Annotated in this window: 22 protein-coding genes and 8 pseudogenes; 11 read left to right on the top strand and 19 right to left on the bottom strand. The window is 38.9% G+C overall.

Annotated elements, in window-relative coordinates; genetic code table 11:
- Positions 1–382 precede the first annotated feature (382 nt).
- From JEU79_RS06155 to JEU79_RS06145, 3 genes are all read left to right on the top strand, one after another.
- The gene (locus JEU79_RS06155) at positions 383–2,032 is read left to right on the top strand and encodes an NAD(P)/FAD-dependent oxidoreductase (protein WP_198263396.1); all 1,650 of its coding nucleotides are present in this window, start codon (positions 383–385) and stop codon (positions 2,030–2,032) included.
- Between the two features lie 307 nt (positions 2,033–2,339).
- Positions 2,340–3,191 carry a metallophosphoesterase family protein gene (locus JEU79_RS06150; protein ID WP_198263395.1) on the top strand — a complete coding sequence of 284 codons (852 nt, stop codon included), beginning with the start codon at positions 2,340–2,342 and terminating at the stop codon, positions 3,189–3,191.
- 343 nt (positions 3,192–3,534) lie between these two features.
- Positions 3,535–3,687, top strand: a complete 153-nt coding sequence (locus JEU79_RS06145) for a hypothetical protein (protein ID WP_198263394.1) — start codon at positions 3,535–3,537, stop codon at positions 3,685–3,687.
- Here JEU79_RS06145 and JEU79_RS06140 read toward each other — a convergent pair.
- Positions 3,684–4,181 carry an RDD family protein gene (locus tag JEU79_RS06140; RefSeq protein ID WP_198263393.1) on the bottom strand — a complete coding sequence of 166 codons (498 nt, stop codon included), beginning with the start codon at positions 4,179–4,181 and terminating at the stop codon, positions 3,684–3,686. The two genes, JEU79_RS06145 and JEU79_RS06140, sit on opposite strands and share 4 nt — an antisense overlap.
- A 371-nt stretch (positions 4,182–4,552) precedes the next feature.
- On the opposite strand from JEU79_RS06140, the gene JEU79_RS06135 reads away from it, so the two are divergent.
- A complete protein-coding gene (locus JEU79_RS06135; protein WP_198263392.1) occupies positions 4,553–4,777 on the top strand; it encodes a hypothetical protein in 225 nt (74 codons plus the stop codon).
- Between the two features lie 29 nt (positions 4,778–4,806).
- Here the strand turns inward: JEU79_RS06135 and JEU79_RS06130 are convergent, their stop codons facing one another.
- Entirely contained in the window at positions 4,807–5,067 is a 261-nt protein-coding gene (locus JEU79_RS06130) for a hypothetical protein (RefSeq protein ID WP_198263391.1), read from the bottom strand.
- A gap of 321 nt (positions 5,068–5,388) precedes the next feature.
- On the opposite strand from JEU79_RS06130, the pseudogene JEU79_RS06125 reads away from it, so the two are divergent.
- The 3 pseudogenes from JEU79_RS06125 to JEU79_RS28385 form a co-directional block, all read left to right on the top strand.
- A pseudogene (locus JEU79_RS06125) lies at positions 5,389–5,815 on the top strand (phage integrase N-terminal SAM-like domain-containing protein); the annotation flags it as partial.
- 67 nt (positions 5,816–5,882) lie between these two features.
- A pseudogene (locus JEU79_RS06120) lies at positions 5,883–7,041 on the top strand (IS3 family transposase).
- 289 nt (positions 7,042–7,330) lie between these two features.
- Positions 7,331–7,525, top strand: a pseudogene (locus JEU79_RS28385) (hypothetical protein); the annotation flags it as partial.
- 155 nt (positions 7,526–7,680) lie between these two features.
- Here the strand turns inward: JEU79_RS28385 and JEU79_RS06115 are convergent.
- The 3 genes and pseudogenes from JEU79_RS06115 to JEU79_RS06105 all read right to left on the bottom strand — a co-directional run bounded on the left by JEU79_RS06115 (position 7,681) and on the right by JEU79_RS06105 (position 8,700).
- A pseudogene (locus tag JEU79_RS06115) lies at positions 7,681–7,973 on the bottom strand (HigA family addiction module antitoxin).
- Positions 7,974–8,252 (bottom strand): annotated as a pseudogene (locus tag JEU79_RS06110) (type II toxin-antitoxin system RelE/ParE family toxin).
- Between the two features lie 160 nt (positions 8,253–8,412).
- A complete protein-coding gene (locus JEU79_RS06105) occupies positions 8,413–8,700 on the bottom strand; it encodes a HigA family addiction module antitoxin (RefSeq protein ID WP_198263390.1) in 288 nt (95 codons plus the stop codon).
- 424 nt (positions 8,701–9,124) lie between these two features.
- On the opposite strand from JEU79_RS06105, the gene JEU79_RS06100 reads away from it, so the two are divergent.
- A complete protein-coding gene (locus JEU79_RS06100; protein ID WP_246540036.1) occupies positions 9,125–9,859 on the top strand; it encodes a transposase in 735 nt (244 codons plus the stop codon).
- Positions 9,860–9,863: 4 nt separating this feature from the next.
- Here JEU79_RS06100 and tnpC read toward each other — a convergent pair.
- The 14 genes and pseudogenes from tnpC to JEU79_RS06025 form a co-directional block, all read right to left on the bottom strand.
- Positions 9,864–11,391, bottom strand: a pseudogene (gene tnpC, locus JEU79_RS06095) (IS66 family transposase).
- Positions 11,392–11,554: 163 nt separating this feature from the next.
- The gene (tnpB, locus tag JEU79_RS06085) at positions 11,555–11,821 is read right to left on the bottom strand and encodes an IS66 family insertion sequence element accessory protein TnpB (RefSeq protein ID WP_198263387.1); all 267 of its coding nucleotides are present in this window, start codon (positions 11,819–11,821) and stop codon (positions 11,555–11,557) included.
- Complete coding sequence (gene tnpA / locus JEU79_RS06080) at positions 11,818–12,141, bottom strand: IS66 family insertion sequence element accessory protein TnpA (RefSeq protein ID WP_198262602.1); 324 nt, start codon at positions 12,139–12,141, stop codon at positions 11,818–11,820. Before tnpA ends, tnpB begins: the two co-directional genes overlap by 4 nt.
- Positions 12,142–13,262: 1,121 nt before the next feature.
- The gene (locus JEU79_RS06075; protein WP_198263386.1) at positions 13,263–13,877 is read right to left on the bottom strand and encodes a cold shock domain-containing protein; all 615 of its coding nucleotides are present in this window, start codon (positions 13,875–13,877) and stop codon (positions 13,263–13,265) included.
- Between the two features lie 147 nt (positions 13,878–14,024).
- Positions 14,025–14,432 carry a hypothetical protein gene (locus tag JEU79_RS06070; protein WP_198263385.1) on the bottom strand — a complete coding sequence of 136 codons (408 nt, stop codon included), beginning with the start codon at positions 14,430–14,432 and terminating at the stop codon, positions 14,025–14,027.
- Positions 14,433–14,490: 58 nt separating this feature from the next.
- Positions 14,491–14,748, bottom strand: coding sequence for a ParE family toxin-like protein (locus JEU79_RS06065; RefSeq protein ID WP_198263384.1), 258 nt, complete (start codon positions 14,746–14,748; stop codon positions 14,491–14,493).
- A complete protein-coding gene (locus JEU79_RS06060) occupies positions 14,745–14,948 on the bottom strand; it encodes a hypothetical protein (RefSeq protein ID WP_198263383.1) in 204 nt (67 codons plus the stop codon). The genes JEU79_RS06065 and JEU79_RS06060 overlap by 4 nt, the downstream gene beginning before the upstream one ends.
- Positions 14,949–15,061: 113 nt before the next feature.
- Positions 15,062–15,742, bottom strand: coding sequence for an HNH endonuclease (locus JEU79_RS06055; protein WP_198263382.1), 681 nt, complete (start codon positions 15,740–15,742; stop codon positions 15,062–15,064).
- A gap of 379 nt (positions 15,743–16,121) precedes the next feature.
- A pseudogene (locus JEU79_RS06050) lies at positions 16,122–17,069 on the bottom strand (IS1595 family transposase).
- Between the two features lie 267 nt (positions 17,070–17,336).
- Positions 17,337–17,562: pseudogene (locus JEU79_RS06045) on the bottom strand (IS3 family transposase); the annotation flags it as partial.
- A complete protein-coding gene (locus JEU79_RS06040) occupies positions 17,562–18,047 on the bottom strand; it encodes a hypothetical protein (protein WP_198263381.1) in 486 nt (161 codons plus the stop codon). The gene JEU79_RS06040 and the pseudogene JEU79_RS06045, both read right to left, overlap by 1 nt.
- Before the next feature lie 546 nt (positions 18,048–18,593).
- The gene (clpB, locus tag JEU79_RS06035; protein WP_198265882.1) at positions 18,594–21,245 is read right to left on the bottom strand and encodes an ATP-dependent chaperone ClpB; all 2,652 of its coding nucleotides are present in this window, start codon (positions 21,243–21,245) and stop codon (positions 18,594–18,596) included.
- Between the two features lie 183 nt (positions 21,246–21,428).
- On the bottom strand, positions 21,429–23,336 hold the full coding sequence (locus JEU79_RS06030) for an LTA synthase family protein (RefSeq protein ID WP_198263380.1): 1,908 nt from the start codon (positions 23,334–23,336) through the stop codon (positions 21,429–21,431).
- Positions 23,337–23,422: 86 nt separating this feature from the next.
- On the bottom strand, positions 23,423–24,139 hold the full coding sequence (locus tag JEU79_RS06025) for a hypothetical protein (RefSeq protein WP_198263379.1): 717 nt from the start codon (positions 24,137–24,139) through the stop codon (positions 23,423–23,425).
- 290 nt (positions 24,140–24,429) lie between these two features.
- Here JEU79_RS06025 and minC point away from each other — a divergent pair, with 290 nt between their 5' ends.
- The 3 genes from minC (at position 24,430) to minE (ending at position 26,366) form a co-directional block, all read left to right on the top strand.
- Positions 24,430–25,218, top strand: coding sequence for a septum site-determining protein MinC (gene minC, locus JEU79_RS06020; protein WP_198263378.1), 789 nt, complete (start codon positions 24,430–24,432; stop codon positions 25,216–25,218).
- Between the two features lie 63 nt (positions 25,219–25,281).
- Positions 25,282–26,091, top strand: coding sequence for a septum site-determining protein MinD (gene minD, locus JEU79_RS06015; RefSeq protein ID WP_198263377.1), 810 nt, complete (start codon positions 25,282–25,284; stop codon positions 26,089–26,091).
- Positions 26,092–26,093: 2 nt separating this feature from the next.
- On the top strand, positions 26,094–26,366 hold the full coding sequence (gene minE / locus JEU79_RS06010; protein ID WP_198263376.1) for a cell division topological specificity factor MinE: 273 nt from the start codon (positions 26,094–26,096) through the stop codon (positions 26,364–26,366).
- Positions 26,367–26,411: the final 45 nt, after the last annotated feature.

Here is a 26,411-nt window from a genome sequence, read left to right as displayed (position 1 = left end):
TAAATAACGATATTATACCCGTAACAGCATAGATAAAATATAGCACCAAAATTTTATCTATGGCACAAATGCTAGATGCAGCAAATGCAGAGCAAATGCAGGACAGCCATAGTTTGAAATTTCAATCATTGAGTGTATATATCTGCTCCCAAATTTCTTTTCAGTAAAACACAGCTTGATTAACGTACATAAATTTATGTATCCCATCCTTAACAAAGCAATGTTACTAATTCATCTCTCTGTTTAACTCTTTTGGGTAAAATGACCACTCATTTTTCAGAAGCCCCATTATTTTAGTAACTAAAATTAGGTTGGGTGTCTTACTTATTGATGTTAAAATGAGCCGCAGTACTATCACTTATACCCCTCAAGCGAATTATCCATGTTAAGACTTAATGAAATAAAATTGCCGCTTAATCATCAGGAAACTGACATAGCCGCTGCCATAATTAATACACTGGGCATAAACAAAGACGATTTACTTGATTTCAGCGTTTACAAACGTAGCTTTGATGCACGTAAAAAGACCAATATATTATTGATATATCAGTTAGATGTGACGCTAGAAAAAACACTGGAAAGCAACATTTTAGATAAGTTTTCTGGACAATCGTTTGTAAGACCCAGCCCTGATACAAGCTATAAATTTGTTGCACCCAGCGTTAGTGACTTTCCAACAGCTGATCAGCAGCGCCCTATCATCATCGGTTTTGGCCCCTCTGGAATCCTTGCTGCTCTTGTACTTGCACAAATGGGGCTTAAGCCTATTGTCTTAGAACGCGGTCAAGATGTTAGACAACGCACTCAAGATACGTGGGCTTTATGGCGTGATGGCAAGCTCAATACCGAATCTAATGTCCAATTTGGCGAAGGCGGCGCAGGGACCTTTTCAGACGGCAAGTTGTATAGCCAAGTTAAAGATAAAAACCATTTAGGCCGCAAAGTATTAACCGAGTTTGTTAAAGCCGGCGCACCGAAAGAAATTCTCTCCATCAGTAAACCACACATCGGCACTTTCAAACTAGTAAAAATGGTACAAACCATGCGTGCTGAAATCGTCAGTTTAGGTGGTGAAATTCGATTCAATAGCAAAGTAGATATTATTCATCGTGGAGCATCAAATGATAATGAAAGTGCTCAGATCACCGGTATTACTTTAAGTAATGGTGAATCATTAAATACCCGACATATTATTTTGGCCATTGGTCATAGTGCACGAGATAGTTTTCAAATGCTACTGGATCAAGGTGTGTACATCGAAGCCAAGCCTTTTTCCATTGGCTTTCGTATAGAACACCCTCAGTCAGTAATAGATAAAGCACGTTTTGGTGCTGAAGCGGGTAATCCGATATTAGGTGCTGCAGATTATAAACTGGTACATCATTGCCCGAATGGTCGCAGTGTTTATAGTTTTTGCATGTGTCCAGGTGGTCAAGTCGTTGCTGCTACTTCAGAAGAGGGCGCCGTCGTCACTAACGGTATGTCACAATATTCACGCCAAGAACGTAATGCAAATGCGGCTATTGTAGTGGGTATAGATCCACAGCAGGACTATCCGGAGCATGTTTTCGCCGGCATAGATTTACAACGAAAATTAGAAAAGCTCGCGTATACATTAGGTGGTTCAAGCTATCATGCCCCGGCACAATTAGTTGGAGATTTTTTAAATAACAAACCATCAACAGAGTTAGCTAGCGTCACCCCTTCTTATCAACCCGGAGTCACTCTGGGCGATTTATCTAAAGCCTTACCCGAGTTTGCAATCACCGCTATCCGCGAAGCAATTCCCGCATTTGATAAAAAAATAAAAGGCTTTGCGATGGCAGATGCAATATTAACGGGTGTAGAAACACGCACCTCATCACCCATTTGTATAAAACGCGGTAAAGATATGCAAAGTATAAACACGATGGGCTTATACCCTACCGGTGAAGGTGCTGGCTATGCAGGTGGTATTTTATCTGCTGGTATCGATGGTATAAAAGCAGCCGAAGCTGTGGCACTGGATATTTTAAAAACAGAAAAGGAATAGGAATTGATGACAGCCATAACTTACGGAGGAATTGATGACAGCCATAATTTAGACGATAGAATTGTAAATTCAATAATGGGTGTCTAGATCCGCTCTAGATCCGCTCTTCAGACAGCCATAGTTTGAAATTTCAATCGATGGGTGTCCTAGCCCACCCCTTTACAACATACTATAGTCACATTATACTGACGTACTCAACCTCTATTGGTCACAACTGCATGTACTTTGACACCAATTCCAAAGTACATGAGCCTAAATAGTGGTTAAAATATACTTGCTTAGCGAAAAAAATATACTCGAAACGTAAATGAATATACTACACATCTCAGATATGCACTTTGGCCCTCGTCACTGGCTCGGGAAAAATGAATTGTTGCTGGAGAAATTAAACAGCTATGCGGCTGATATCGTAATTAACACAGGCGACAATACGACGGATGCTCTCGAAAATGAATTTGAAGCCGCCGGAATTTTTTTGAAGTCAATTGATTGCCAACACGTTATTTCAATCCCCGGAAATCATGACAAACGAAATATGCGAAGTGCTGACTATTTTCGTCAGTATATCGACGATATAGAAGTCGTTCACCCATTAAATCGTAAAAAATGTAGAAAGAAAAAACTTTTTCTTGATGACAATACCATTGACATAAAGGAACATTTTACTGACATCAATTTTCTTAAAAACATCACGATTAATGGTGAGTCCATTCTGGTAGTATGCCTTGATACTGGCTCACTCTATACAGACAACGGTTTTGTAGAGAAGGAAATATTGAACGCACTCTCTCAAGCAATTAGCAAAGAGAGTTACGATAGAATAATTCTTCTAAATCACCATTCCATCCTGGACACTGATTCCGATCCTCTTTTCAACTCCAAATTCGTTGTCGAGTTCGTAAGGGAGAATAATATAGGACATGTTTTCTGTGGTCATACTCATCATTTGTCAATAATGAAATCAACCGACCTATACCACAAACACACATTCACTCAATATAAGAATGGATCGCTATCAAGTGGCAATACTCTCAACGACACAAATATGTTTCTGTATTATAAAAATTTTGGCACAGAAGCAATGGAAATCCATGTGGTTAGGGCTATTGTTGAAAATGAATGCCTGACGTTTAAAGAAGAAATAATTGCTATCGACTAGGAAAATAACCACCTAAGCATTCTAGGCTTATAAATAAATAGATGTGTTCAAAACTGGGGGAGGTTCCTGCCGCTTTGAATTGCGATTCCAGATGCGATTCCAGACACCCATCATTTAATGAATTGCGATTCCAGACACCCATCATTTAAAAAACACAATCATAGCCACCCATTCATGACAGATTGCGGACACCCATGATTTTCCAAATAATGGGCGTCCTAGATCACCGGTTTGATGATAAGGAAATGCTCGAACGTCTTATTGATAAGGCTTTGATTTAATTACGCACCCAGATTCTTGCTTAGCTGTTGTGTCACTTTGGCACATTGCCATGAGTAATGATATGGCATCAACACAATATGCAATGGACAAGATTACTTGTATCCCCACAGAAAAAAATTGGATTGAGATTATTGCTAAGGATGCAAAGGGAAATGGCTATCCGAAAATTTCTGAGTTGATTCAAAAACGCCAGAAACAACTAATATCTCATTAGCACTTTACTACCTTTGTACCTGCAGCATAATCATGAATACATCGCTTGTTTTTGCCGAAGATAAACAATATATTTAGCATTGAAAAAAACTGACCTGCCAAAGGTATTTGTCCTGGAAGAAAATAAACTGAGTAACGTTTAAGAAAATGATTACTCAGTGTTGGCAGTTCATCATCCATTGTAACGACTTTAATGTCTAACGCTTTTTTCCCCACAGTTTGACCGGAGTTTTTCAAAAACTTCAGATTTATCATCATAAATATTACTAGACCAAGAATCCCTATTGAAACTGTATAGGCAATAGGTTGCTGAATTCCTTCTGAAACCCCATCAAAGCCACCGGTAAAATACATTGTCGGGACAGTGACTACTATAATCATTAGACCATCGATTAACGATGCCCAAAAACGACTCCATCGAGTCGCAATATTGTCATTTTCTTCCGATTTTACCGATAAATTTGATTCGGGTGTTTTGTATACATTTTCGTCCATGATTATTCCTTTATTTTATAAGCTAACATTTCAGTCTCTAGAAACTCGTACAAGGGTAGTTTCCATTTCCGTGCTTCTCTTTGTATATCACAACTATTGAATGTACTAAAATTACCATTAAGTTTATCAGCTTTTTCTTATAATTGGGATACTAATCAAATCAAATCAAATTAATTTAAAAATAGAGTTAAATTAGAAGGCTTAGATTCAACTCTATTTTAACTCTCTGCTTTAAATCGTCTGTTAGGGAATAAATAAGGGGCTTTACCACTTTGGCTGATGGGAAAACAGTCGAAAACATAAAATAGTACTTACAGTATAATGTTATAGCTCACTACAGCATAAACATCACTTTGTAAGGAATCTATTAAATGTCAGCAACTGCTTCCCTAAAAGAATTATACCATTTTCCAGGTTGGATAATCGACAATATTGACCTGAACCTTGCATTAGGTACTGGCGATGTTTTTTTGCGACAGGATGCACGCAAAAAGAGACTCAAAAGTGGTTTAGGCCACCCATGGCAAAGTGGTTTAGGCCACCCATCACTTAATCTCAAAAGATGGGTGGCAATAAATATTTCGCTTATTCGTTAGGCGCTACGTTCTTTTGATTGACGAACCGACTAGCTAGACGAGACATTTCTATTACCAACATACCGCCAAAGAATACGCGCCAGCCAGATCAATCCGCGCAAGCTCAGAAGGAACAGCATCAATATTGATGGGAGAGCAATTAAGGCCGGCACGAGCATCAACCCTGCGCCATCATCGCCTGACTCCACCGTACGTTCGATGCTCTCGTTAGTCATTATGGTAACGGCTGCTTGAATAAGGACATAGAGAAAAAGTGCAATAAGGTAGCGTCGCCAGGGTTTTAATTTCATCGGAGGATATGCAAGAATCAATGCAAAAATGAACGAGGATACCCACAAGACAAACCATGTAATATCTAATGAATGTGACGAAATTTGTGCGAGCATACTATCTAACATGATTATTTATGCCTAACGCTTAGGGTAAGAGGCCAGAGTAAAGCGGAGGTCCCAGCCCACGTTGTTTGTGGGCGAACTTGACCCACTTGTTGGACGAACCGCTATCGCGGAGAAAACAGCTCATCACTCTAATTTAGTGTAACCTCATAAATTACCGCTTACACCAATAAGCAGGTTTGTGTGATCTCTTCAAATAACAGAGGTTACAACCTAATGAAAACACCAAATAATAAACAATTCAAGCAATATTATGCATTACACTGCAAACATTTAAAACTTAAAGGCCTGCAACCCAAAACCATTGATGCATACTCCCGTGCCATTCGACGAATTGGTGAGTATTTTAATGGAAAACTAAACAATCTGACTGAAAACCAACTCATCGACTACTTTCATGCACTTCTAGAACGGCTTTCTTGGAGTGCCGTAAAGCTTGATCTCTATGGTTTAAAAATTCTTTTATATTCATGTTTTGAAGAGAAATTGGGTTGATATTCCTATTATTAAGCCACCTAAAATCGTTCGTATCCCAGACATTATCACCATTGATGAAGCCAATAAACTTTTTCTTTCAACTCGCAAACTCAGTTATCGTGTATTGTTCTTCACCTTGTACAGCATGGGACTTCGATTGGGTGAAGTAATGTGGCTATACTTAACCGGACACACAACTTAAAATAACTAAAAAATAAAAAGTGTGACCTAAAATGAATGATCAAACAAAAAAACCGAATAAAAGCTATACATCAGAATTTAAAGAATCAGCTGTCAAATTAGCTAATGAGACGGATCAACCGTTTCTCAGACTGCCAGGGAGCTAGGTGTTAATGTAAATACTCTACATACCTGGATCAGTAAATATTCCAAACCGGTGAAGACGGTAGCCAATAGAAGTGATGAACACATTTATGATGAAGTAAAACGTCTGAAAAAAGAATTGGCAAAAGTGATTCAGGAGCGTGATTTATTAAAAAGGCCACAGCGTACTTTGCAAGGGAAACTTTGTGAAGTACGCATGGATAACTGATCAGGCTAAAGATTACCCGGTAACGATTCTGTGCCGTTTTATGGATGTTTCCCGTAGTTGCTATTATGATTGGGTTAGCTCTCCTAAAACGGATAGAGAGAAAGAAAATGAAGCGCTTACTGAGCAGCTAAAAAACTGTTTGAAGACAGTCGCAAGACTTATGGAACCCGTCGTCTTAAAAGAAAACTGGCTGAAAAAGGCGTTCATATAAGCCGCCGGAGAATTGGTCGATTAATGAAAAAAGCCGGTTTGTTTTGTAAAACGAAGAGACGCTTTAAAGCGACGACTAATTCCAAGCATAATAAGCGTATATCTCCAAATTTACTGGAAAGAGAGTTTACTGTCTCTCAACCTGATCGCTACTATGTGGGTGATATTACCTATATTGCCACCAAGGAAGGCTGGTTATATTTAGCGGTTGTCATTGACTTATTCTCTAGGCAAATTGTTGGCTGGTCGATGGATGAGCGAATGAAAGCCAAGCTAGTCAATGATGCTTTACTGATGGCCATATGGAAGCGTAAACCAATGGATGGATTGCTTTGGCATACTGACCGAGGTAGCCAATATGCCTCTGATAGTCATAGAAAAATATTGTCGGATCATAACATAATTCAGTCTATGAGCCGCAAAGGAAATTGCTGGGACAATGCTGTATCAGAGAGCTTCTTTCATAGTTTGAAACTGAATTGACGCACCATTGTCGATTCAAAACCAGAGTAGAAGCAAAGCAGGCAATATTTGAATATATTGAGGTATTTTATAATCGGGAGCGACTTCATTCGGCTAATGATTATTTGTCACCAGTCGATTATGAAATACAGCAGGAAATAGCTTAAATCGATTGATTGAAGAGGGGTAAAAGGCGACATAAATGCCGCCCATTACCGTTGACGGCCATCGGCTCCTCAGCCTGTGCCGTGAAGATATTGTAACAGGATCATTACCGTTGTGAAAATACCTTGGGTGAATGGAACGGCTCTATCGTTCCAGAGGGCAAAGCCCTTTCTCTTCATCTGTTTAAAGTTAACATGAGAAACTAAAATGATAGGAAATACAAAATGACAAAAATCACTTGAAACAGCCAAAAAATATTTAGAAAACTGTCCGGAAAAGTGTTGACACATCAAAGGGCTTCGTTTACAAGTAGGCGATATTGATGCCATCAATTGTCGAGTACATATTCGCAATGCCAAAGGCAATAAAGACCGACTGGTTCCCTTGCCTACTAATACATTGCTTGCGATTCCAGACACCCATCATTTAAAAATATTTTTTCAAACAAACAACAATCATAGCCACCCATTCAAACAATGGAATTGATGACAGCCATAATTTAAGACGACCATTACCCTTACGAATAACCGCCCATAACTCGGAGTTCCGGTGGGGAGCTAACCCTTTCCAGATAGAGGGCTTTCACCTCCAATTTCTTACCGATTTAGCTCGGCGCACTGGGTGGCCTAAACCACTATCCATTATGAGGCAATTTGAAATGGTTGGACATGCAAAGTTGCTAGATGTTGTCGTGATTGCCAAAGATCATACGCATTTTGAAGCCTCAGCCAATGATCAGCGGATGGTTTTTAAATGCTAGTTCTAATCTTAATGCCATTTCTGGTGTAATTGAACCATGACCATTTAAAATTTTTGATAATGTTTTTCGGCTTATATCCAAATGCTCAGAGACATCAGTAATAGTAACACCTAATGGTTCTATTACTAATTCTTTGAGAATTTCACCCGGATGAGCTGGATTGTGTATACTCATTTAGTGATAATCCTCGTAATTAACTATTTCAACATCTCGACCTTCAAATCGAAATGTAACTCTCCAGTTTCCATTGACTTTTACTGACCATATTCCTTTTCGATCTCCCTTTAGCTCATGTAATTTAAGACCTGGTAAGTCCATATCATTTGGACTTTCTGCTTGGTCTAGGTTGGAAAGGATGAGCTTTAGGCGTTTAGAGTGGTTTACTTGTATTCCAGCAGTAGAGCCTTAACTATAAAATTTCTCTAATCCTTTATGTATGAAAGTAATAATCATAAAAACACTGTAACCCAATGAGTTACAACTGTCAAATTACTGAGTATTGATGTATATTTTTAGGGAGGATTAAGGACAACCATAGTTTAAATTTTCAATTGATGGCTGTCCTAGATTACTGCTGGGAGGAGAGAAACCTCCGGCTACCCGATTATGTCATTTAAGCTACTGATAACTTAGTAACATGTAATTCATCTCGGTGTAATTCTGCCTGCCAAAGATCGTATTGTGATTGTTGATTTAGCCAACTCTCTGATGTAGTACTGAATGCTATAGATAAGCGAATTGCCATTTCAGGGCTTATACCTGCTTTTCCATTTATGATACTTGATAATGTTTTTCGACTAACACCAAGTCCTTTTGCGGCATCAGTTACTGTTATACCAAGTGGAATTAGGCATAATTTTTTTATTATCTCACCAGGGTGAGGGGGATTGTACATTAGCATATTGTTTTTACCTCAGTGATAATCTTCATAATTTACTGGCGGGAGTCTTGGGGAGTCTTGGCCACCCATAATCTAAACCCAGTGTAATACAAATAATAAGCTGAAACAAATGCTCATGGGATAGTATCACTTGAATATTGTACGTTTATATTCTATACTCTTCATTCTAACTGTCATACCGATTAAATGGAGTTAATCAAATGCCCACCCCAAGAAGTCAACAATCAGTCTTTCAGATACTCCCTTTTACCACTGCATCTCCCGCTGTGTCCGCAGGACATTCTTATGTGGTGTCGATAGCGCCACCAATAAAGATTACAGCCATCGCAAACAATGGTTTGTTGAGCGACTGGCCTTACTATCAAAAACCTTTGCCATTGACGTCTGCGCCTACGCTATTATGTCCAATCACCTGCACACAGTATTGAAAATCAACGCCTCACTTGCCCAAAGTTGGTCAGATGAAACCGTGATACAACACTGGCAACAACTTTGTTCAATTCCAGTATTGGTAGAACGCTACCTTAATGGTGAATGCCATTCTGAGGCTGAACAAGACAAGGCTCGGGAAACCATTGCCGTCTTCAGAGAGCGGTTAATGGATATCAGTTGGTTCATGCGTTGCCTCAATGAACACATTGCTCGCAGAGCCAATGCTGAAGATAAATGTACTGGCCGTTTCTGGGAAGGACGTTTTAAAAGTCAGGCACTGCTTGATGAGCAAGCCATTCTTAGCTGCATGGTCTATGTTGATTTAAATCCTATCAGAGCGGATATCAGTCAAACGCTAGAAGACTCTGAATATACTTCAGTAAAACAGCGTATCGACTCAATTAAAAAGACAAAAAGCATTAGCCAAAAAATAACGCAACAAAACACAGCTACTATTAAGCTCGCCCCCTTTATCTGTAGCTCACTTAAAGACAAGGGTATTGCCTTTGACCTTAACGACTATCTGGAACTTGCAGAATGGACGGGGCGAATGAAGAGAGATGATAAACGTGGCTATATCAAATCGGGCACTCCCGCTATATTACAAAAATTACAACTCAATGAAGATGCTTGGCTAGAAACAGTCGATGGTTTTTCAAAAGGCTTTCATTCCTTCGTTGGCCCGGAAGAACAATTAAAATGTATACGTCAAAACTTCCCACGTTGACGTATCATTCCACTTTATTTAAAGGCTGAATTTTTTCAGTCAAATTCCATGGCAACAATTGCTCTAAAGCCTCATCATCATAATGCCTGCCCAGCTTAGGTAACTCAGTCAGAATGTGTGTTAAAAAGGCAAAGGGCTCTAGGTTGTTTGCTTTCGCTGTTTGCACGATTGAATATAAAATAGCACTGGCCTCAGCACCACGAGGATTTTGGTTCATGACCCAGTTTTTGCGCCCAATCACAAAGGGTTTGATCCGCCGCTCTGCCATATTATTATCAATCTGGAGGTTGCCCTCTTCAAGATAGACAGTCAGATACTTCCATTGATTGATCACATAACGAATAGCGACACCCAACTTACTGTCTTTTGTTGTTTTAGTCACTTTATCATCACACCACTTTTTAAAGTCATCCAGTAGTGGTTTGCTTTTTTCCTGACGGATCAGGTAACGTTGTTCAGCATTGAGCGGTTTGATTTGTTTTTCAATCGCATACAATTTAGCAATTTTACTGATCGCCATTTGTACCATGCCAGGCTTTTTCTGACTGTTCTTGGGTAATGCTTTTAAGGCATCATGGAACTTGCGACGAGCATGTGCCATGCAGCCTAATAAAGTGACTTCACTGTTCTCATTTTCGAATATATGATAACCGGGAAAGCCATCCGTTTGCAGGTAACCTGAAAACCCCGTTAAAAAGGTTTTGGCATGTTGGCCTGCACGAGTAGGCTGATACTCATACAAAACAATGGGACACTTGGAATGATAGCCGCCACTTTGATAGAGCCACATATAAGATTTAGGGCAATTCTCACGTCCATCATGGATCACTCGCATCGTTGTTTCATCGGCCTGGATGATTTTCTGCCTAATGAGATAATACAACAACCGATTATAAAAGGGTTTGAGTAATTCAGCTGATTTAAGCACCCAGTTGGACATACTGGCTCTGGAAAGTGTTATCTTATAGCGTTTAAATATCGCTTCCTGTCGATAGAGAGGCAAGCTGTCTAGGAATTTAGAAACAATGATATAGGCCAGCAGGCTGGGTGATGCAAAACTTCTAGGAATGGGCTGTGCAGGCTTAGGAGCAGTTTTAACGCCTTCCTCACAAGCACGACAGGCATATTTAACCTGAACATGTTCTACAACATATACCTGAGCAGGAACAATTTCCAGTTGCTCTGAGGTCTCTTCACCAATTTCATGCAAGTGATGACCGCAGTCACAGACTTGTTCTGCTTCAGATAACTCATGACGAACAACTTTACGAGGTAGGTCTTTAGGTAAAGGCTTACGACCGGGCTTTTTACGCTCATAAGTAATGGTTTCACGGACTTCCGGTGCTTCTTCGGCGAACGTTTCTGCCTCATTAAAGAAGTCGGGGTGGGCTTTTTTCACTGGAAGTACCAAACCGTTTGTGTTGCAATAGACGAAATTGTTCCTCATACCAGTCCACTTTTGACTGGAGTTCAAGCACCCTGTTTTTGAGCGTTGGTATCTCTTCTGGTAGTATTTTGTCTGTTGAACTCATGCGTTATATTATACTAAAAATGAGCGTTAAATGCTTGTATTTATTCTGTTTAATGCGCATCTAAAGGGACTTTTTTAGTTGTTTTCCAGACCATGAATTTCAGGGTGAGCATGGTGTTGTGTGCAAGATAAACCATCCAGTAACCACTGTAATTCTCTCAGTGTTAACGAAAGAGTGGGTTGTTCTTTTTCCATCGGCCACTGGAATTTCCCTTTTCAAGTGTACGATAGTAAAGCCAGAAACCATTACGCTCCCAGTACAGTATTTTAAGTTTATCTCGCTGACGATTACAAAAAACAAAGACACTGCCATCAAAGGGATTGTGTTCCAATTGCTCTGAGACAATCAGTGATAGCCCATTGGTTGCTTTTCTCATATCGGTAACACCAGAAACCAGATAAACCTGATTGACTGTGATGCCCGTTATCATGAAACAGTCCTGAGCAAATCCAGAATGGACTTGAGCTGATTCAGGTTCGTATCAGAATTGATTTCCAAACTGAAACCATTGGTATGGCTTACTTTAATTGCATTGCTTGTGGGGGAATTGGCCAGTAAATTAATGGGAATGAGTTGATTGTTGGTGTTGACCTGTTTTGATGAGCTAACATAACCCAACTTCTTTCGATAATAGCTAAAAATATGAGAGGGTATCTTATGTTGTTGACAATAAACTGCCTGGCTTAAGTTACTGGCTTGGCAGGCCTCTATGTGTTGCTTCATCGAAGCATCTTTTGAATGGTTGCTCATTTGTATCTCCAAATTACGAATTGAAGATCATAGTTTGAGCTAACTGAAGCTTATTGTGAACGTGGGTTTTAATTGACGTTTACATTAAAATCCTTATGTCTGAAACAAAAACGGTATTGGGTGCGCGGTATTAATTTGTGTAGGAAATTATTTAAAATCGATTCTACCGTCCCCATCACGACTTAAACGTAACAGCTCACCAAAGCACACACCTTAGCAGAACAGTGCAGGCCTCCCCTTGTTCGTCATGCAGAGCAACCCCATCTAGCAGCTACTTTTACTACCCATTCCCTGCCCACTCCACTGAAAAACATTCAATTTTTGTAAATTCACATTTCGAGAAGAAATTTTTTTACAATTTAGCTTTGATATAAATCTTTATTTAATGGGTGGCTATAAAGACCCTCTTCAATTAATAAAAAAAATGACCCTCTAAGTTGTTGGGTGCAGCGGCTAGTTGCAAGACGAGGTAAAAGAAAAGCCTATGTCGCATTGGCCAACAAATTGACACGGGCAGCTTGGCGAATATTACAAGGTGAGATTTATGATCCCAAAAAAATAACAGCTCAGTATGAATAAAAGATAAAAAATTAACAAAACCTTTCCTCCCGTCGCAATAACGGATGAGAAAAACGGCTTACGTGCCTTATCAGAGCCTGGCGAGCCATTGGTTAAACACCGAGTGGGTGTATAGGCGATAAGGTGCGTATTTCATCAAGGTCCGGCAGTTAAAAATACTGCCACAATGAGACCGGATATATGTGAGCGGCCTGGATTTTTTTCTAAAAGTGAACGAATGAGGAATTAGGAGTGAGCATCTAAAATAAATGAAAACATAACCCATTAATAGAAAAAAGCGATCTGACCAAGGGGGTAAGAAAGAGCCCGCTCTTCAACCACCTTCAGATGAATGGATTACTTTATTTTGAATTTAACAAATGAAGTTAAAAATCAAAAGATTTAGAGCAAAATCAGTTGACTTTCGTGGGGCGTCCATATATGGCTATAAAGATCGCTATAAAGATCTGGCTCTAAGACCCAGAGATCAAATTCATGACTTTGTTAAGTAATAATTTTTGCTATTGATATAATGCTTATCCATGCTGTAATTGGTACTATAACTAATAATGCAATAATACCAAGACAGACCCACCTCGTGAATTAACATGAGTATGGTTCTGTTGAGGCTTGTCATTTAACCACTTTCGATGGCAAGAACTGCAATATAGTTTCAGAAAACCATTATTCCATGCCTGTATCGTTCGGGAATCATAAGGAACAACCTTCTTACAACGTGAACAACTGTATGTTTTTTCTTTTGGTTTCTTTTGACGATTAAGGGCGATAAAAGTGACAATAGTTATAATACCTAATGGTACAGCTTTTTCAATAGAATTAGTTTTTAAAAAAATATAAATTCCACCAATAAAAGAAGCCGTTAACATGATCATTAGAATGAAATTTAGAACATTTTTCTTTGGTGGCTCAACCTGTGTGCCTCTAGGTTTTTTAGATATATTTGATGAATTAGTAACACCGTCAATAACAACAGACTTTGCTTGTATACGGTTTTTTGAGTCTCGCATTGGTTCATAAAAAACCACATCACCAACTTGTGGTCTTCTAGAACGTGTTTTAACGTTTGAAACATGAAAAAAAATTTTTCCAGACTCATCATCTGGGAGAATAAACCCAAAACCTTTATCATCTTTCCATTGAATTACTTTACCTTTCATTTAAATCTCATTAGTTTATTTCTGCAGGTTACTTAACGCTTTAATAACCAGACCGAAAAGTTTTGTGCCTTTTGTGGCATTATAGCGAAGCGCCACAAAAGGTGCGTAACTTTTTGGGTCTGCGTTAATTTATTTGTTATACGTTTTTTACGCCTCACCATCATATGACTTTATGTCGGCGAACTCATATATATTTTTTATGTACTCTTTTCCATTGAGTTCTCTAGCATAAGCCTGAACCTCAATTTGTTTGTTTTTAGCTAAATAAATGTCTGTTCTTAACTCAACTACAGTTTCTTTTTCTATTTCATGTTGTAACATTAATTTAGGAATCCATTCTTTGTAATATTCTATGCTTTTATTTACACGCTCGTTGAAAAGTGGTTGAATTTTATCTTTAGGGGAAATCCAGTATATTGACACCTTTTCACCATTTGCTGCATATGCCATTTCTTTTAAGCTATTAAATACAAACTCACCATCGATATAATTTTCAAAACTAACATATGAATGTGTAAGGTTATGAGTGAATGATTTTATATTCTTGAATTTCATATTTACGTATAACGCCTAAATCATCGGGGCGTCTTTTTGCCTCCGGTGCATTTTCTGGTTAGGATTTTATTAACCTGTCATATACTGTGTGACTCCCAATCCAAAACCATAGCAGACCATCATCAACTTCTATCGCTAAAGCTCGATAATGAAGTCCAACACGAACAGACCAAAAGCGTTTTATTTTTTTAAAATGCAGTGAAGGATGTTTAGGGTTGTCTTTTAGAAGCTCATAATTTTGATCAGCTACTTTTTGTACTGATACTGGTAGTGCATTATAAGCTGACCAAAATGATGGGCTTGAATGGTGAATCATAATCTCTTAGATTTCCCTACTTTATGCTCTGCAAGTGCGGCATCTGCAATGGCATCAAGCTTGCCAGACAAGATATCATCTTCTATTTGCCTATCCCATGCATCTGAATCGAAGCTTTCATACCATTCACGAAATTGCTTTAATTGTGACTGTGGCAATTGTGCAATTTCTGTTTCAATATCTTCTACAGTTCTTGCCATTTCATGACTCCTTTTATTTGTTACTGATATCCTAACGCCTTGCTCACCGGCAATTCAAAGTGGCACGTTTTTGCGAAAGCAAAACAAGTGCCGCTTTGAATTGTCCGGTGCAGCTATTTGTTAGCCATTTCATAATTTAATATTTTCTGTAATTCTTCAACACTAAGTGGCTCTTTTCTAGAATGTATTAACCTATGACAATTTGCACAAAGTAAAACAAGTTCTGATATTTTAGTTTTCCCTGTATGCTCACTGCTTGATATTGGTATTAAATGGTGACACTCTATTAACTTAATTCCCAGCTCTGAAAGTTTTTCATAATAATAAATTTCGCAAGCTTTACATACTATTTTTTTTTCATTAAGTGCTTTTTTCTTAAGTTTTATAGCGGCACTTGATTTTCTTTCTCTATAATAATGTGTCCTTATGGATACGCCACCTTCTTCATACTCAATATCCATTTCATGAGATAATTCAAAAACATAATTTCTTAGTTTCTTTACCGATTCAGTTTCTTTTGAAATTCCTTTTAAGTCTTCTTGATTATAGAAATCCCAGTTATTAAGAACGTGAAACAGGACATCCAGAACTAGTGGGGTTGGCTCTGCTTTTTCCCACTCATCAGAGCACACAAAACCACCAGAACCATTGCCTTTACACTTTTTAGACCAAGGGCAATTATTTAAGCAGTCTGTATTTGTTTTTCTTGCATTATGCCAATTACTACCTCCTGGCATAATTGAATTTAATAATTCAACTGATTCAGTTTTGGTTATTAAACTACCGAGTGTCATTAATAATTCCTTTGGCTAACGCCTATTTAATTGGGCACTTGGTCAAGGAAAGAGACTGTTTAAAATGACTCTCTTTGACCAAAACTCGAATTTTTTTAAAAAATCGCATAGACCAAGTGATCCAATTCAAATTTTTGTTAGGTATTTTTAGCCCACTTTCTTTCTATGTTTTCCCAATACTCTTTATGTTCAGGAGTACATTTAATGGTAAATAGCTTTGTTTTTGACTTGTAAAAAGAATTTTGATGTGTCAACACTTTTCCGGACAGTTTTCTAAATATTTTTTTGGCTGTTTCAAGTGATTTTTGTCATTTTGTATTTCCTATCATTTTAGTTTCTCATGTTAACTTTAAATAGATGAAGAGAAAGGGCTTCTTGATTACCCATAAAGCTCCGCCATTTTTAGGAGCTTTCCATTCATAGGTGGCGTTTTCATCGCCACGCATAAAAACCTTGGCATCATGTCTTTTAAGTTAAAGCGTCTATTAAACCGATAACAAAATTCAGCAAGATACCGAGGTAAATGTTTTGAGTTAATGGAATGATAGCTTCCCTTCATAGAGAGTTTTTAATATTACCTATCATAGTGTTAACCCAGATAAACTCAATTTTATCAACACTTGCCGCACCACCACCCGTGACGATTGGAACATGCTTACAGTCAGCTTCTTTAACCGCAGGAAAACAATTTAACCCATCTGAGTAAACAGTACTTCCAGGTGTTAAATGAGTTTGTGCCCATCGTTTTATTTCACTGGATTTAAACCCTTTAAGCACATTTAAATTCATTGCAATCGGGTGTCCATCTTCATTAGTAGAAACGGCTGCAACGAACGGTGTTTTATTTTGAACCACGACCTCTGGAGCCGCCTCTGTGCTCACCACCCCAGTAGGCATCATCAATTTGAATGATGCCTGATAAAGGTTTACTGTCATCACGTTCTTTCATAACCTGCATGATCTTTTGTTTCATACTCCAGGCTGTATTGTAGCTTACCTTAAGCTGTCTCTTTAATTCTAATGCTGAAACCGCTGTCTTCAATTGAGTCATAAGATGAATCGCTAAAAACCACTTAGATAAAGGCAGTTTGGTACTATCAAATATTGTCCCACAGGTTGCTGATGTCTGATGATGACAATGGTGGCACTGATAAAGATGGCGATGTTCTAGAGTGCAATAAGTCTTATTGCCACACTCTGGGCAAACAAATCCATCAGGAAATTTCCATTTAAATAAGGCTTGTCGGCACTGTTTGTCAGTGCCATAATCATTAAAAAGCTCAAATAAACTATAACCTTCTTGAAACTGAATTTTATTTTTTGACATCATTCTACTCCACACATAATCTATACTTTAATTATAGTATAATTATAGTATAATTATAGTATAGTTATCGAAATATGGCGGAGCTTTGTGGGTAATCAAGAAGGGCTTTGCCCTCTGGAACGATAGAGCCGTTCCATTCACCCAAGGTATTTTCACAACGGTAATGATCCTGTTACAATATCTTCACGGCACAGGCTGAGGAGCCGATGGCCGTCAACGGTAATGGGCGGCATTTATGTCGCCTTTACCCCTCTTCAATCAATCGATTTAAGCTATTTCCTGCTGTATTTCATAATCGACTGGTGACAAATAATCATTAGCCGAATGAAGTCGCTCCCGATTATAAAATACCTCAATATATTCAAATATTGCCTGCTTTGCTTCTACTCTGGTTTTGAATCGACAATGGTGCGTCAATTCAGTTTTCAAACTATGAAAGAAGCTCTCTGATACACATTGTCCCAGCAATTTCTTTGCGGCTCATAGACTGAATTATGTTATGATCCGACAATATTTTTCATTTTCACGAAAACTCCACCTAAAAACATAACCATCTTTTACATACACAGTATGTCTATATCCACGCTCCATATAAAGCAATGATTTTATAAAAGATTTCTTAATAAAACAATTAGGTTCTTCTTTTTTTAATGCTTTTGTTACTTGGTACTGAAGGTATATTTCAGATGTAATTAAAAAGATAACTAAGAAAACAAAATTTACAATTAGTGGATAAAATCTATGATATACAAAATTACCATGAAAATTTAATAAATAAAATATTAATGCAGTCATAGCCAAAGAAATTATAATAGGTAAGGCTACAAATCCAAAAAAAATATAAATTATAAACAAAGTAAGTGGAGGGAAAACAGTCATAAAAGCAACATCTGAGCTACCTCCTAAACAAAGGATACAAAACCAAAATGCTGACCAAAAAAATAAAGTCTGTATTATTATGGAGCTTATTTTTTTCACTGTAATTTCATTACCTAACGATCTTTTTTAACGGAAAATTTTCCATGATAAATCTTTAATAACTGCCTAAATTTTCCACTTAAACTGATATTACCCCCCTAAACATGGAAAATAAAGGCATAATTCAAAAAACATAATAATATTTTCCACTAAAGCCGATATATGCCCCCTTAACATGGAAATTTTTCCACTAAAACAGATATTAGATGCCCTAACATGGAAAAATTCCGACCTAAGCTGAAAGTCAATTTTAAATAATTTCCACTTAAACCAATATTAGCCGCCTAACATGGAAAACTTTCCACTTAATCCGATATTAGCCAACCAACATGGAAAAATTCCATATAAAAAGATAGCCTATTTAAAAATGGTGTTTTTATTCATTATGATATTTAATTAAACATTGCTGATGCGCTTCGTGCCTCAGCAGCATCCTACGTTGTTCTATGTGAGCAGGAAGGTAAGAGTTTAATTGTAGGGAAACGAAATAGAGAGCTACATTAGGGGTAAGTGCCCCTTGAAAAAAAGGGGCAGGTTGGTTATTGACTAAGCCTTTTTAAAGCTCATTCGACCTTGAACATCACCGTCAATTACATCGATGGCAATGGTATCACCGGGAATGAATTTACCGGCTAGGATTTCCTGTGCTAAAGGGTTTTCCAACAATTGTTGAATGGCCCTTTTAAGTGGTCTAGCACCATAAACAGGATCATATCCAACTTCACTAATGTGCGCCATCGCTTCATCGGTTAGGCTCATACCCAGTTCACGTTCTTCCAGACGGCCACGTAAATCCTGCATCTGAATTTTGGCAATGTTATTAATCGCTTCTCTTCCCAAAGGATGGAAGACGACAACATCATCGATACGGTTAATGAATTCAGGGCGGAAGTGTTGTTCAACGACTTCCATTACTTCTGACTTCATTAATTGATATTCCGCTTCAGTCTCCGCTTTGGCTTGTTCAGCCGAATTGCTCGCGGACTTTTTACCGGATGACAACATGCTCAGTTCCTGAATACGTTGTGAGCCCAGGTTAGATGTCATAATGATTACGGTATTGCGAAAGTCAACCGTTCTGCCCTGACCATCGGTTAAGCGCCCATCATCCAAGACCTGAAGTAAAACATTAAACACATCAGGATGCGCCTTTTCAACTTCGTCTAACAAAATAACGGAATAAGGCTTACGTCTAACGGCTTCGGTAAGATAACCGCCTTCTTCATAACCGACATAGCCGGGAGGTGCGCCAATCAAACGTGCCACCGCATGTTTTTCCATGAATTCTGACATATCCAAACGTACCATGGCCGCTTCAGTATCAAAAAGAAACATGGCCAAGGCTTTGGTCAGTTCGGTTTTACCGACACCGGTAGGACCAAGGAACAAGAATGAACCATTGGGACGATTAGGATCGGATAAGCCCGCACGAGAGCGACGAATGGCATTTGCAACAACTGTCACCGCCTCATCTTGTCCCACGACTCGCTCATGAAGTTGTTCTTCCAAGCGTAATAATTTATCATTTTCGCCTTCTAACATTTTGGCGACGGGAATGCCTGTCCACTTGGCCACCACTTCGGCCACTTCTTCTTCGGTGACGCGATTACGTAAAAGTTTAGGTTGTTCGTCCTGATCAATCATTTCAGCCTGAGATGCCATATCCAATTGTTTTTCTAACTCTGGGATACGACCATATTGCAATTCTGACATACGGCCTAAATCACCGGCACGTTGCGCAGTTTCTAAATCCTTGCGGGCTTGATCTAATGATTCTTTAATATGCTGTGTGCCCTGCACGGCTGCTTTTTCTGACTTCCAGATTTCTTCCAGTTCTGAATAGTCAAATTCTAACTCGGCAATGTCTTCCTGCAAGATACCTAAGCGTTTTTTAGACGCGGGGTCAGATTCTTTACCTAAGGCTTCACGCTCAATTTTAAGCTGAATAATGCGACGCTCTAAGCGATCCATTTTTTCGGGTTTGGAATCAATTTCCATACGAATGCGACTACCGGCTTCGTCGATTAAATCAATGGCCTTATCGGGTAATTTACGTTCCGTGATATAACGCTGTGATAAGGTTGCCGCCGCCACAATCGCAGGGTCGGTGATATCGACACCATGATGTAGTTCGTATTTTTCTTTCAGTCCACGCAAGATGGCAATGGTATCTTCCAGAGTTGGCTCTTCGACCAAGACCTTTTGGAAACGACGTTCTAAGGCGGCATCTTTTTCCAGGTATTCGCGATACTCATCCAGGGTTGTTGCACCAACACAATGTAACTCGCCTCGTGCTAAGGCGGGTTTTAGCATGTTACCGGCATCCATAGAGCCTTCGGCTTTACCTGCTCCAACCATGGTATGCAGTTCATCAATAAAGAGGATGATGCTACCTTCTTGTTTAGACAGGTCACTGAGAACAGCTTTTAAGCGTTCTTCAAATTCACCACGGAATTTGGCACCGGCGATCAAGGTACCCATGTCCAAAGATAAAATACGCTTGTGCTTTAGACCTTCGGGGACTTCACCATTGATAATACGCTGTGCTAGACCTTCAATGATCGCCGTTTTTCCTACCCCGGGTTCACCAATTAATACCGGGTTGTTTTTTGTTCGACGTTGCAAGACCTGGATGGTGCGACGAATTTCATCATCACGACCAATGACGGGATCAAGTTTGCCCTGTTCGGCTCTTTCGGTTAGATCGATGGTGTATTTTTCTAAGGCCTGACGTTGTTCTTCAGCATTGGGATCGTTTACTGTTTGACCACCACGCATATTATCAATGGCCTGCTCAATATTTGCCTTGCTTGCACCTAACTCACTTAAAATACTACCCAATTGACCTTTGTCTTCGGTGGCAGCCAAAATATAGAGTTCGCTGGAAATATATTGATCTTTACGTTGCTGAGACAGTTTGTCGGTCATATTCAACAGACGGGTCAGTTCGGGCGACACTTGCACATCACCGGCGAAACCTTCGATGCTGGCCATTTGATCCAGTGCTTTGGCTAAGTGGGAGCGTAATAGGTTGATATTGACATTGGATTGCGTCAATAAATGTCTGGCTGTACCATTGTCTTGATCCAATAGTGCCACCATCACATGGATGGATTCGATAAACTGGTGATCACGTCCAATTGCCAGACTTTGCGCATCTGCAATGGCTTGTTGGAATTTACTGGTTAGTTTGTCCATTCTCATTCAATAATACCCCTTGAAATTTGTTATATTCTTTCTATACCTATTATATTGTGCCTGTGGATAACTTTTTCAAGGATAAATTAATAAATGATTTTATTTTTTAATACTGTTATTAGTCATAGAGTTAAGCTGTGGATAAGTTTTTAGATTTTTAGCGCATTACAGCTATATGTCTATTTATTTGTACAGCCGTTTTTCATATAAATGATTCATCGTCAATATAAACGCTAGGGCATTTTTTTCTAACTCGGCATCATGCTCTGTCGGAATCATTTTTTCATCTTGATAAATAAAGGTCAGTGCTTCCTTATCTGGTCTCAAGACAGAGACTTTATCAGCCACACGATAGGCATAGGTGTCATTAAACTGCATCAATGACAAGTCTTTTTTCTTATCAGAGAACACTGAATGCCCTAGGATAGGATAATTATAGGTTCGCCCGGTGAGATCTAAAGCGGTTGCCAATACATCGGGGTGAGTCATCATACGATCAATATTTTGTCCCGTAATGCCCCCTCCTAAAATCATCCCCGGTATATGGTAGAGTTTTACTGGCAACATATCACTGCCCCGCACTCTGATATTATGATCGGCAACGACAACGATGACTGTATCCTCATAATAGGCTTCTTTTTTTGCCGCTGCAATAAATTGACCAATGGCATAATCGGCATACTTAATGGCATTGAGTTCACTTTTTTTCTCAACACCTGCTATCAACTCAATTTTGCCATCGGGGAAATCAAAAGGGGAATGATTGGAGGTACTGAACATAACGGCAACAAAGGGCTGTTGTTGCTCATGCATTTTTTTAAATTCCTGATTAGCACGTGCGACCATATCACCATCACTCACACCCCAGGTGCCGGTATATTCTGGATTGATAAATTTTGGCTGATCAATCACTTCATCAAAACCATTGCCTAAAAACCAGCCACGCATATTATCAAAACGGCTCTCACCACCATAGATAAACATCGAATGATAGCCAAAGGGTTTGAGTAATGAAGCAATGGTGAAAAAATCGCTTTGTGATTTATTGCGTTTGATCACGCCCTTGCCCGGCACAGAAAAATTGCCGGACACACTGCCAGCAATACCTCGAATACTACGCGTGCCATTAGAGTATAAGTTTCTAAATAAAATGCCTTCCTGACTCAGACGATTAAAATTCGGTGTAATACCCGCAGCACCACCGGTCACTTCAACAAATTGTGAGCCTAGGCTTTCTTGTAAAAAGATAACCAGATTCTTCGGTTTTGCAAGAGGAAACTGACTGACTTCTTCACGTCGAAAAGGTGAGTCGGAATTTTCATTTAGAGGGATATTTAAAGCCGTACTCACTCGTTGCAGGGCTTCACTGATTGGCATTTCACCATACACTTCAATTTTCTTTTTGCCATGTTTCATGTCTCTATAAATAGAATAGGCAATGCTATAAAAAGAGTTTTTAGTAATTTCATTCACCACCCGATTACTGGAATACATGGCATCGGATAGGTTGGCAGGTCGATGACCGAAGGAAGAACGAATGCCAATGGCTAAGACAATGAACAGGGGGAAAAACAATAAAAAGCGTTTGAAATAATGCAACTCAAAGACGGTTTCAAAATCATGCCATTTCTTATTTTTCAGGAAGAGATAAGCGGCACTCACCAGCATGACAAATGAAATAAACAATTCCAGCTTATAGGCTGAAAAAATCATCGTAAAAACTTCTTTGGGATAGATTAAATATTCAACAAATAAGAAGTTTGGTCTGACATCGTATTCGGCAAAGAAAGGAAATGTAGCATTTTCTATATAGATAAAAAATAAGAAGATAACCAGGAAATAGCCGGTCAGAAATTTGTCTACGATTTTTTTCAATGCCTTGGGCATCAGGGTTAATAAAAGCATGGGTAAAATTAAAACAATACATGCCACAATGGCATCCATTTTTAAACCGTATAAAAAACTCAGCCAATAATTAACATCACTTTGAGAAAAACGCTCAAAATAAAGCGCAAACAATGCTGCCCTGCCGATAAAAAATAATGACACCAGGGCTAAAAAATAATACAGCAGTGTCTTAACTAATTTCATTGATATAATTTTCCTGATGAAGATAAGATTAGAGGGGAGTTAGGTGATGTATCATGGGCGAGATGCCCATGCTCCGGCAACTATTTTTAGTGTTTTTCAAAAACAGCTTTATTATAGGGGAAGACCACATTAAGAATAAAAATAACCGAACCGGCAAATTCCAGCATTTCACCTTTTTTGGATGATGCCATAATCACCTGAACCAATAATAATAAAACAATATAGGCAACGATCTGATAGTTTTGTGCGATAGGAATAGCCCACTTATCAACAACGCGTTTCACACCTTCTTTGGTTCTATACAAGGGGATCAGCACAGCAAGATACAATAATAAAAGAATGCCTATGCCACGACCAAAGATAAGCTTGTTTAGCTTGGTGTCATTCACCACCAAATTATGCAAATTGGTTTCACCCTGAGCATTATTTTGGACAAAAAATTCTGAGCTTTCGACATTAAAAATACGTTGTCCCCAGGAAATTTCTTCACCCGCACCAAAAAAGAAGAATAAGGCCAATAAAGATGTCATAAACAAAAACAACATGGGTTTCTGGCTTTTGAGCAATACAAGCCGTTTCACACAAATAAACAGGCCAATTAAGAGGAAAATCACTGTTGACCATTCTGTAAAGCCGTCTTCTATGACAAAATAAGCCTTGAAGGTATCATGGTTGATATAGCTCCAGATAAAGCCCACCAAAGTAAAGAATGAGACATAGGCTAAGGCTAATTTTTCATATAAGGATAAGTTTTTTAACATCCATCGACCTTTATTTTTTGAGTTACGTTCTTGAGCTATCAATATTTAAGCTATACTCTTGAGCTATATTTTTGAGCTATAAGCTGAGCAATGAGAATAATTATACGTATTTTTACCCAAGCTTTGACAAGCGATGAGTAAAATAGTTACAAATAATCTCTCAGGCATTTTTTGTGAACAAATTTTATCATAAAAAAATGCAGATAATCCGTCACTTTTAACAAAACTTAAGGCAATACGCGGTTTTTGTTATACTATTGGGGCTAAATGTACTATATTTTGCCTTTTACATATTTCTTTTAAAATATCGCGTATAAAAATATTGAGGTTCTATGGACAAACCCTGCTTTGAATTAAAAGGAAGCCTATTTACTCTGACTGTGTTACAGCTCTTTGAAAATGATTTGTCCGTACTAGAAACGCAATTAAAAGAACGAGTTAAAATGGCACCGGGCTTTTTTAATCATACCCCGCTCGTTGTTGACCTGCATAATTTATCAGCTGAGAAGCAAGATTTAGACTTTTTTGACTTGCGGGAGCTACTCTTATCCTTATCAATCATCCCTGTGGGTGTCAAAGGTGCAGATAAGTCCCGTCACATTCAGCTTGAAGCGGCTGGTATGGCCGTGCTTGCAGAAGCAAAAACACCGCGCAAAGAGCCTATAGAAACAACCACCAAGGAAACCGAAAGCGTTCCGACGGTTACTAAAGCAGTACCTGAGACAACACCTGAAGCCAAACCTGAGATAGAAGAAAGCGAAACCAAACCAAGCCCTTCCCCCTCTGCTTCAACAAAAGCAACCAAAGTGCTGAGGCAAACCATTCGTTCCGGACAGCAAATTTATGCCCCCGGTGGCGACTTAGTGATCATCGGTTCTGTTAGCACCGGGGCGGAAATACTCGCAGATGGCAATATTCATGTTTATGGTGTTTTACGAGGCCGTGCCTTGGCTGGAGTACGTGGTGATCAGAGTGCAGCCATTTTTTGTCACACTCTACAGGCAGAATTAATCTCAATTGCAGGAATTTACCTATTGAGTGATGACATTCAAGACGATAAAATTGGTACATCGGTACAAATTAGTATGAAAGATGAGAAATTAATGATGGAATCACTGTAATTTCTTCATTTTTCTCAGCACAAACTTTATTTATTCAAAGACTTAATAGGAACAGACAAAACAATGACAAAAATTATTGTAGTGACATCCGGCAAAGGCGGTGTAGGTAAAACCACCACCAGCGCAGCATTTGGCACCGGCCTGGCACAAAAAGGACACAAAACTGTCATTATTGATTTTGATATTGGCCTGAGAAATCTGGATTTAATCATGGGCTGTGAACGCCGGGTGGTATTTGATTTTATCAATGTCATCAATGGTGAGTCCAACCTCAATCAGGCGCTGATCAAAGATAAGCGAGTGGATAACTTATTTATTCTGCCGGCTTCACAAACACGGGACAAAGATGCCCTGACCATGGAAGGCGTTGAGAAAATTATCGAAGAGTTATCCAAAACCTTTGACTATATTATCTGTGACTCACCGGCAGGCATCGAATCAGGTGCTTTGATGGCATTGTATTTTGCCGATGAGGCATTGATCGTCAGTAATCCCGAAGTCTCATCAGTGCGTGACTCTGATCGCATTCTCGGTATTCTCGACAGCAAAACCAAACGCGTTATCGAAGGTCGTTCACCGGTAAAACCACATTTAGTCATCACCCGCTACTCACCAACACGTGTCGATGAAGGTGAAATGCTCAGTGTCGATGATATTATTGAAATTTTAGCCATTCCATTATTGGGGGCAATTCCTGAGTCTCAATCAGTCTTACAGGCATCCAATACCGGTAATCCCGTGATTTTGGATAGTGATAGTATTGCAGGTCAGGCCTATGATGATTTGGTCGAGCGTTTCCTTGGCAATGATATTGAACACCGCTTTTTAACGCCTGAGAAGAAAGGCTTTTTCTCTCGTGTATTTGGAGGATAATGATGGGTATTTTAAATTTCTTTCGCACAGAAAAGAAAAAAACAGCCAACCTTGCTAAGGATCGACTACAGATCATCGTTGCTCACCAACGCAGTGGTAGCCATCCTGATGCGGATTATTTACCCAAGCTAAAAGAAGAAATTCTTAAGGTCATTAGTAAGTACGTGGATATCGATCCCGATCAAATCAAGGTACAACTCGATACCAATGATAAGAATTGCCCTATTCTGGAATTGAATGTAGCATTACCTGAAGACAGTAAATTGATAAAGTAAAACGTCTCTTATTTATTATTCACACTTTCAGCGTGGGCACAAAAA

The sequence above is a fragment of the sulfur-oxidizing endosymbiont of Gigantopelta aegis genome, assembly GCF_016097415.1.
Classification (GTDB): Bacteria; Pseudomonadota; Gammaproteobacteria; order GRL18; family GRL18; genus GRL18.
This window is presented reverse-complemented; position numbering and strand designations above follow the sequence as displayed.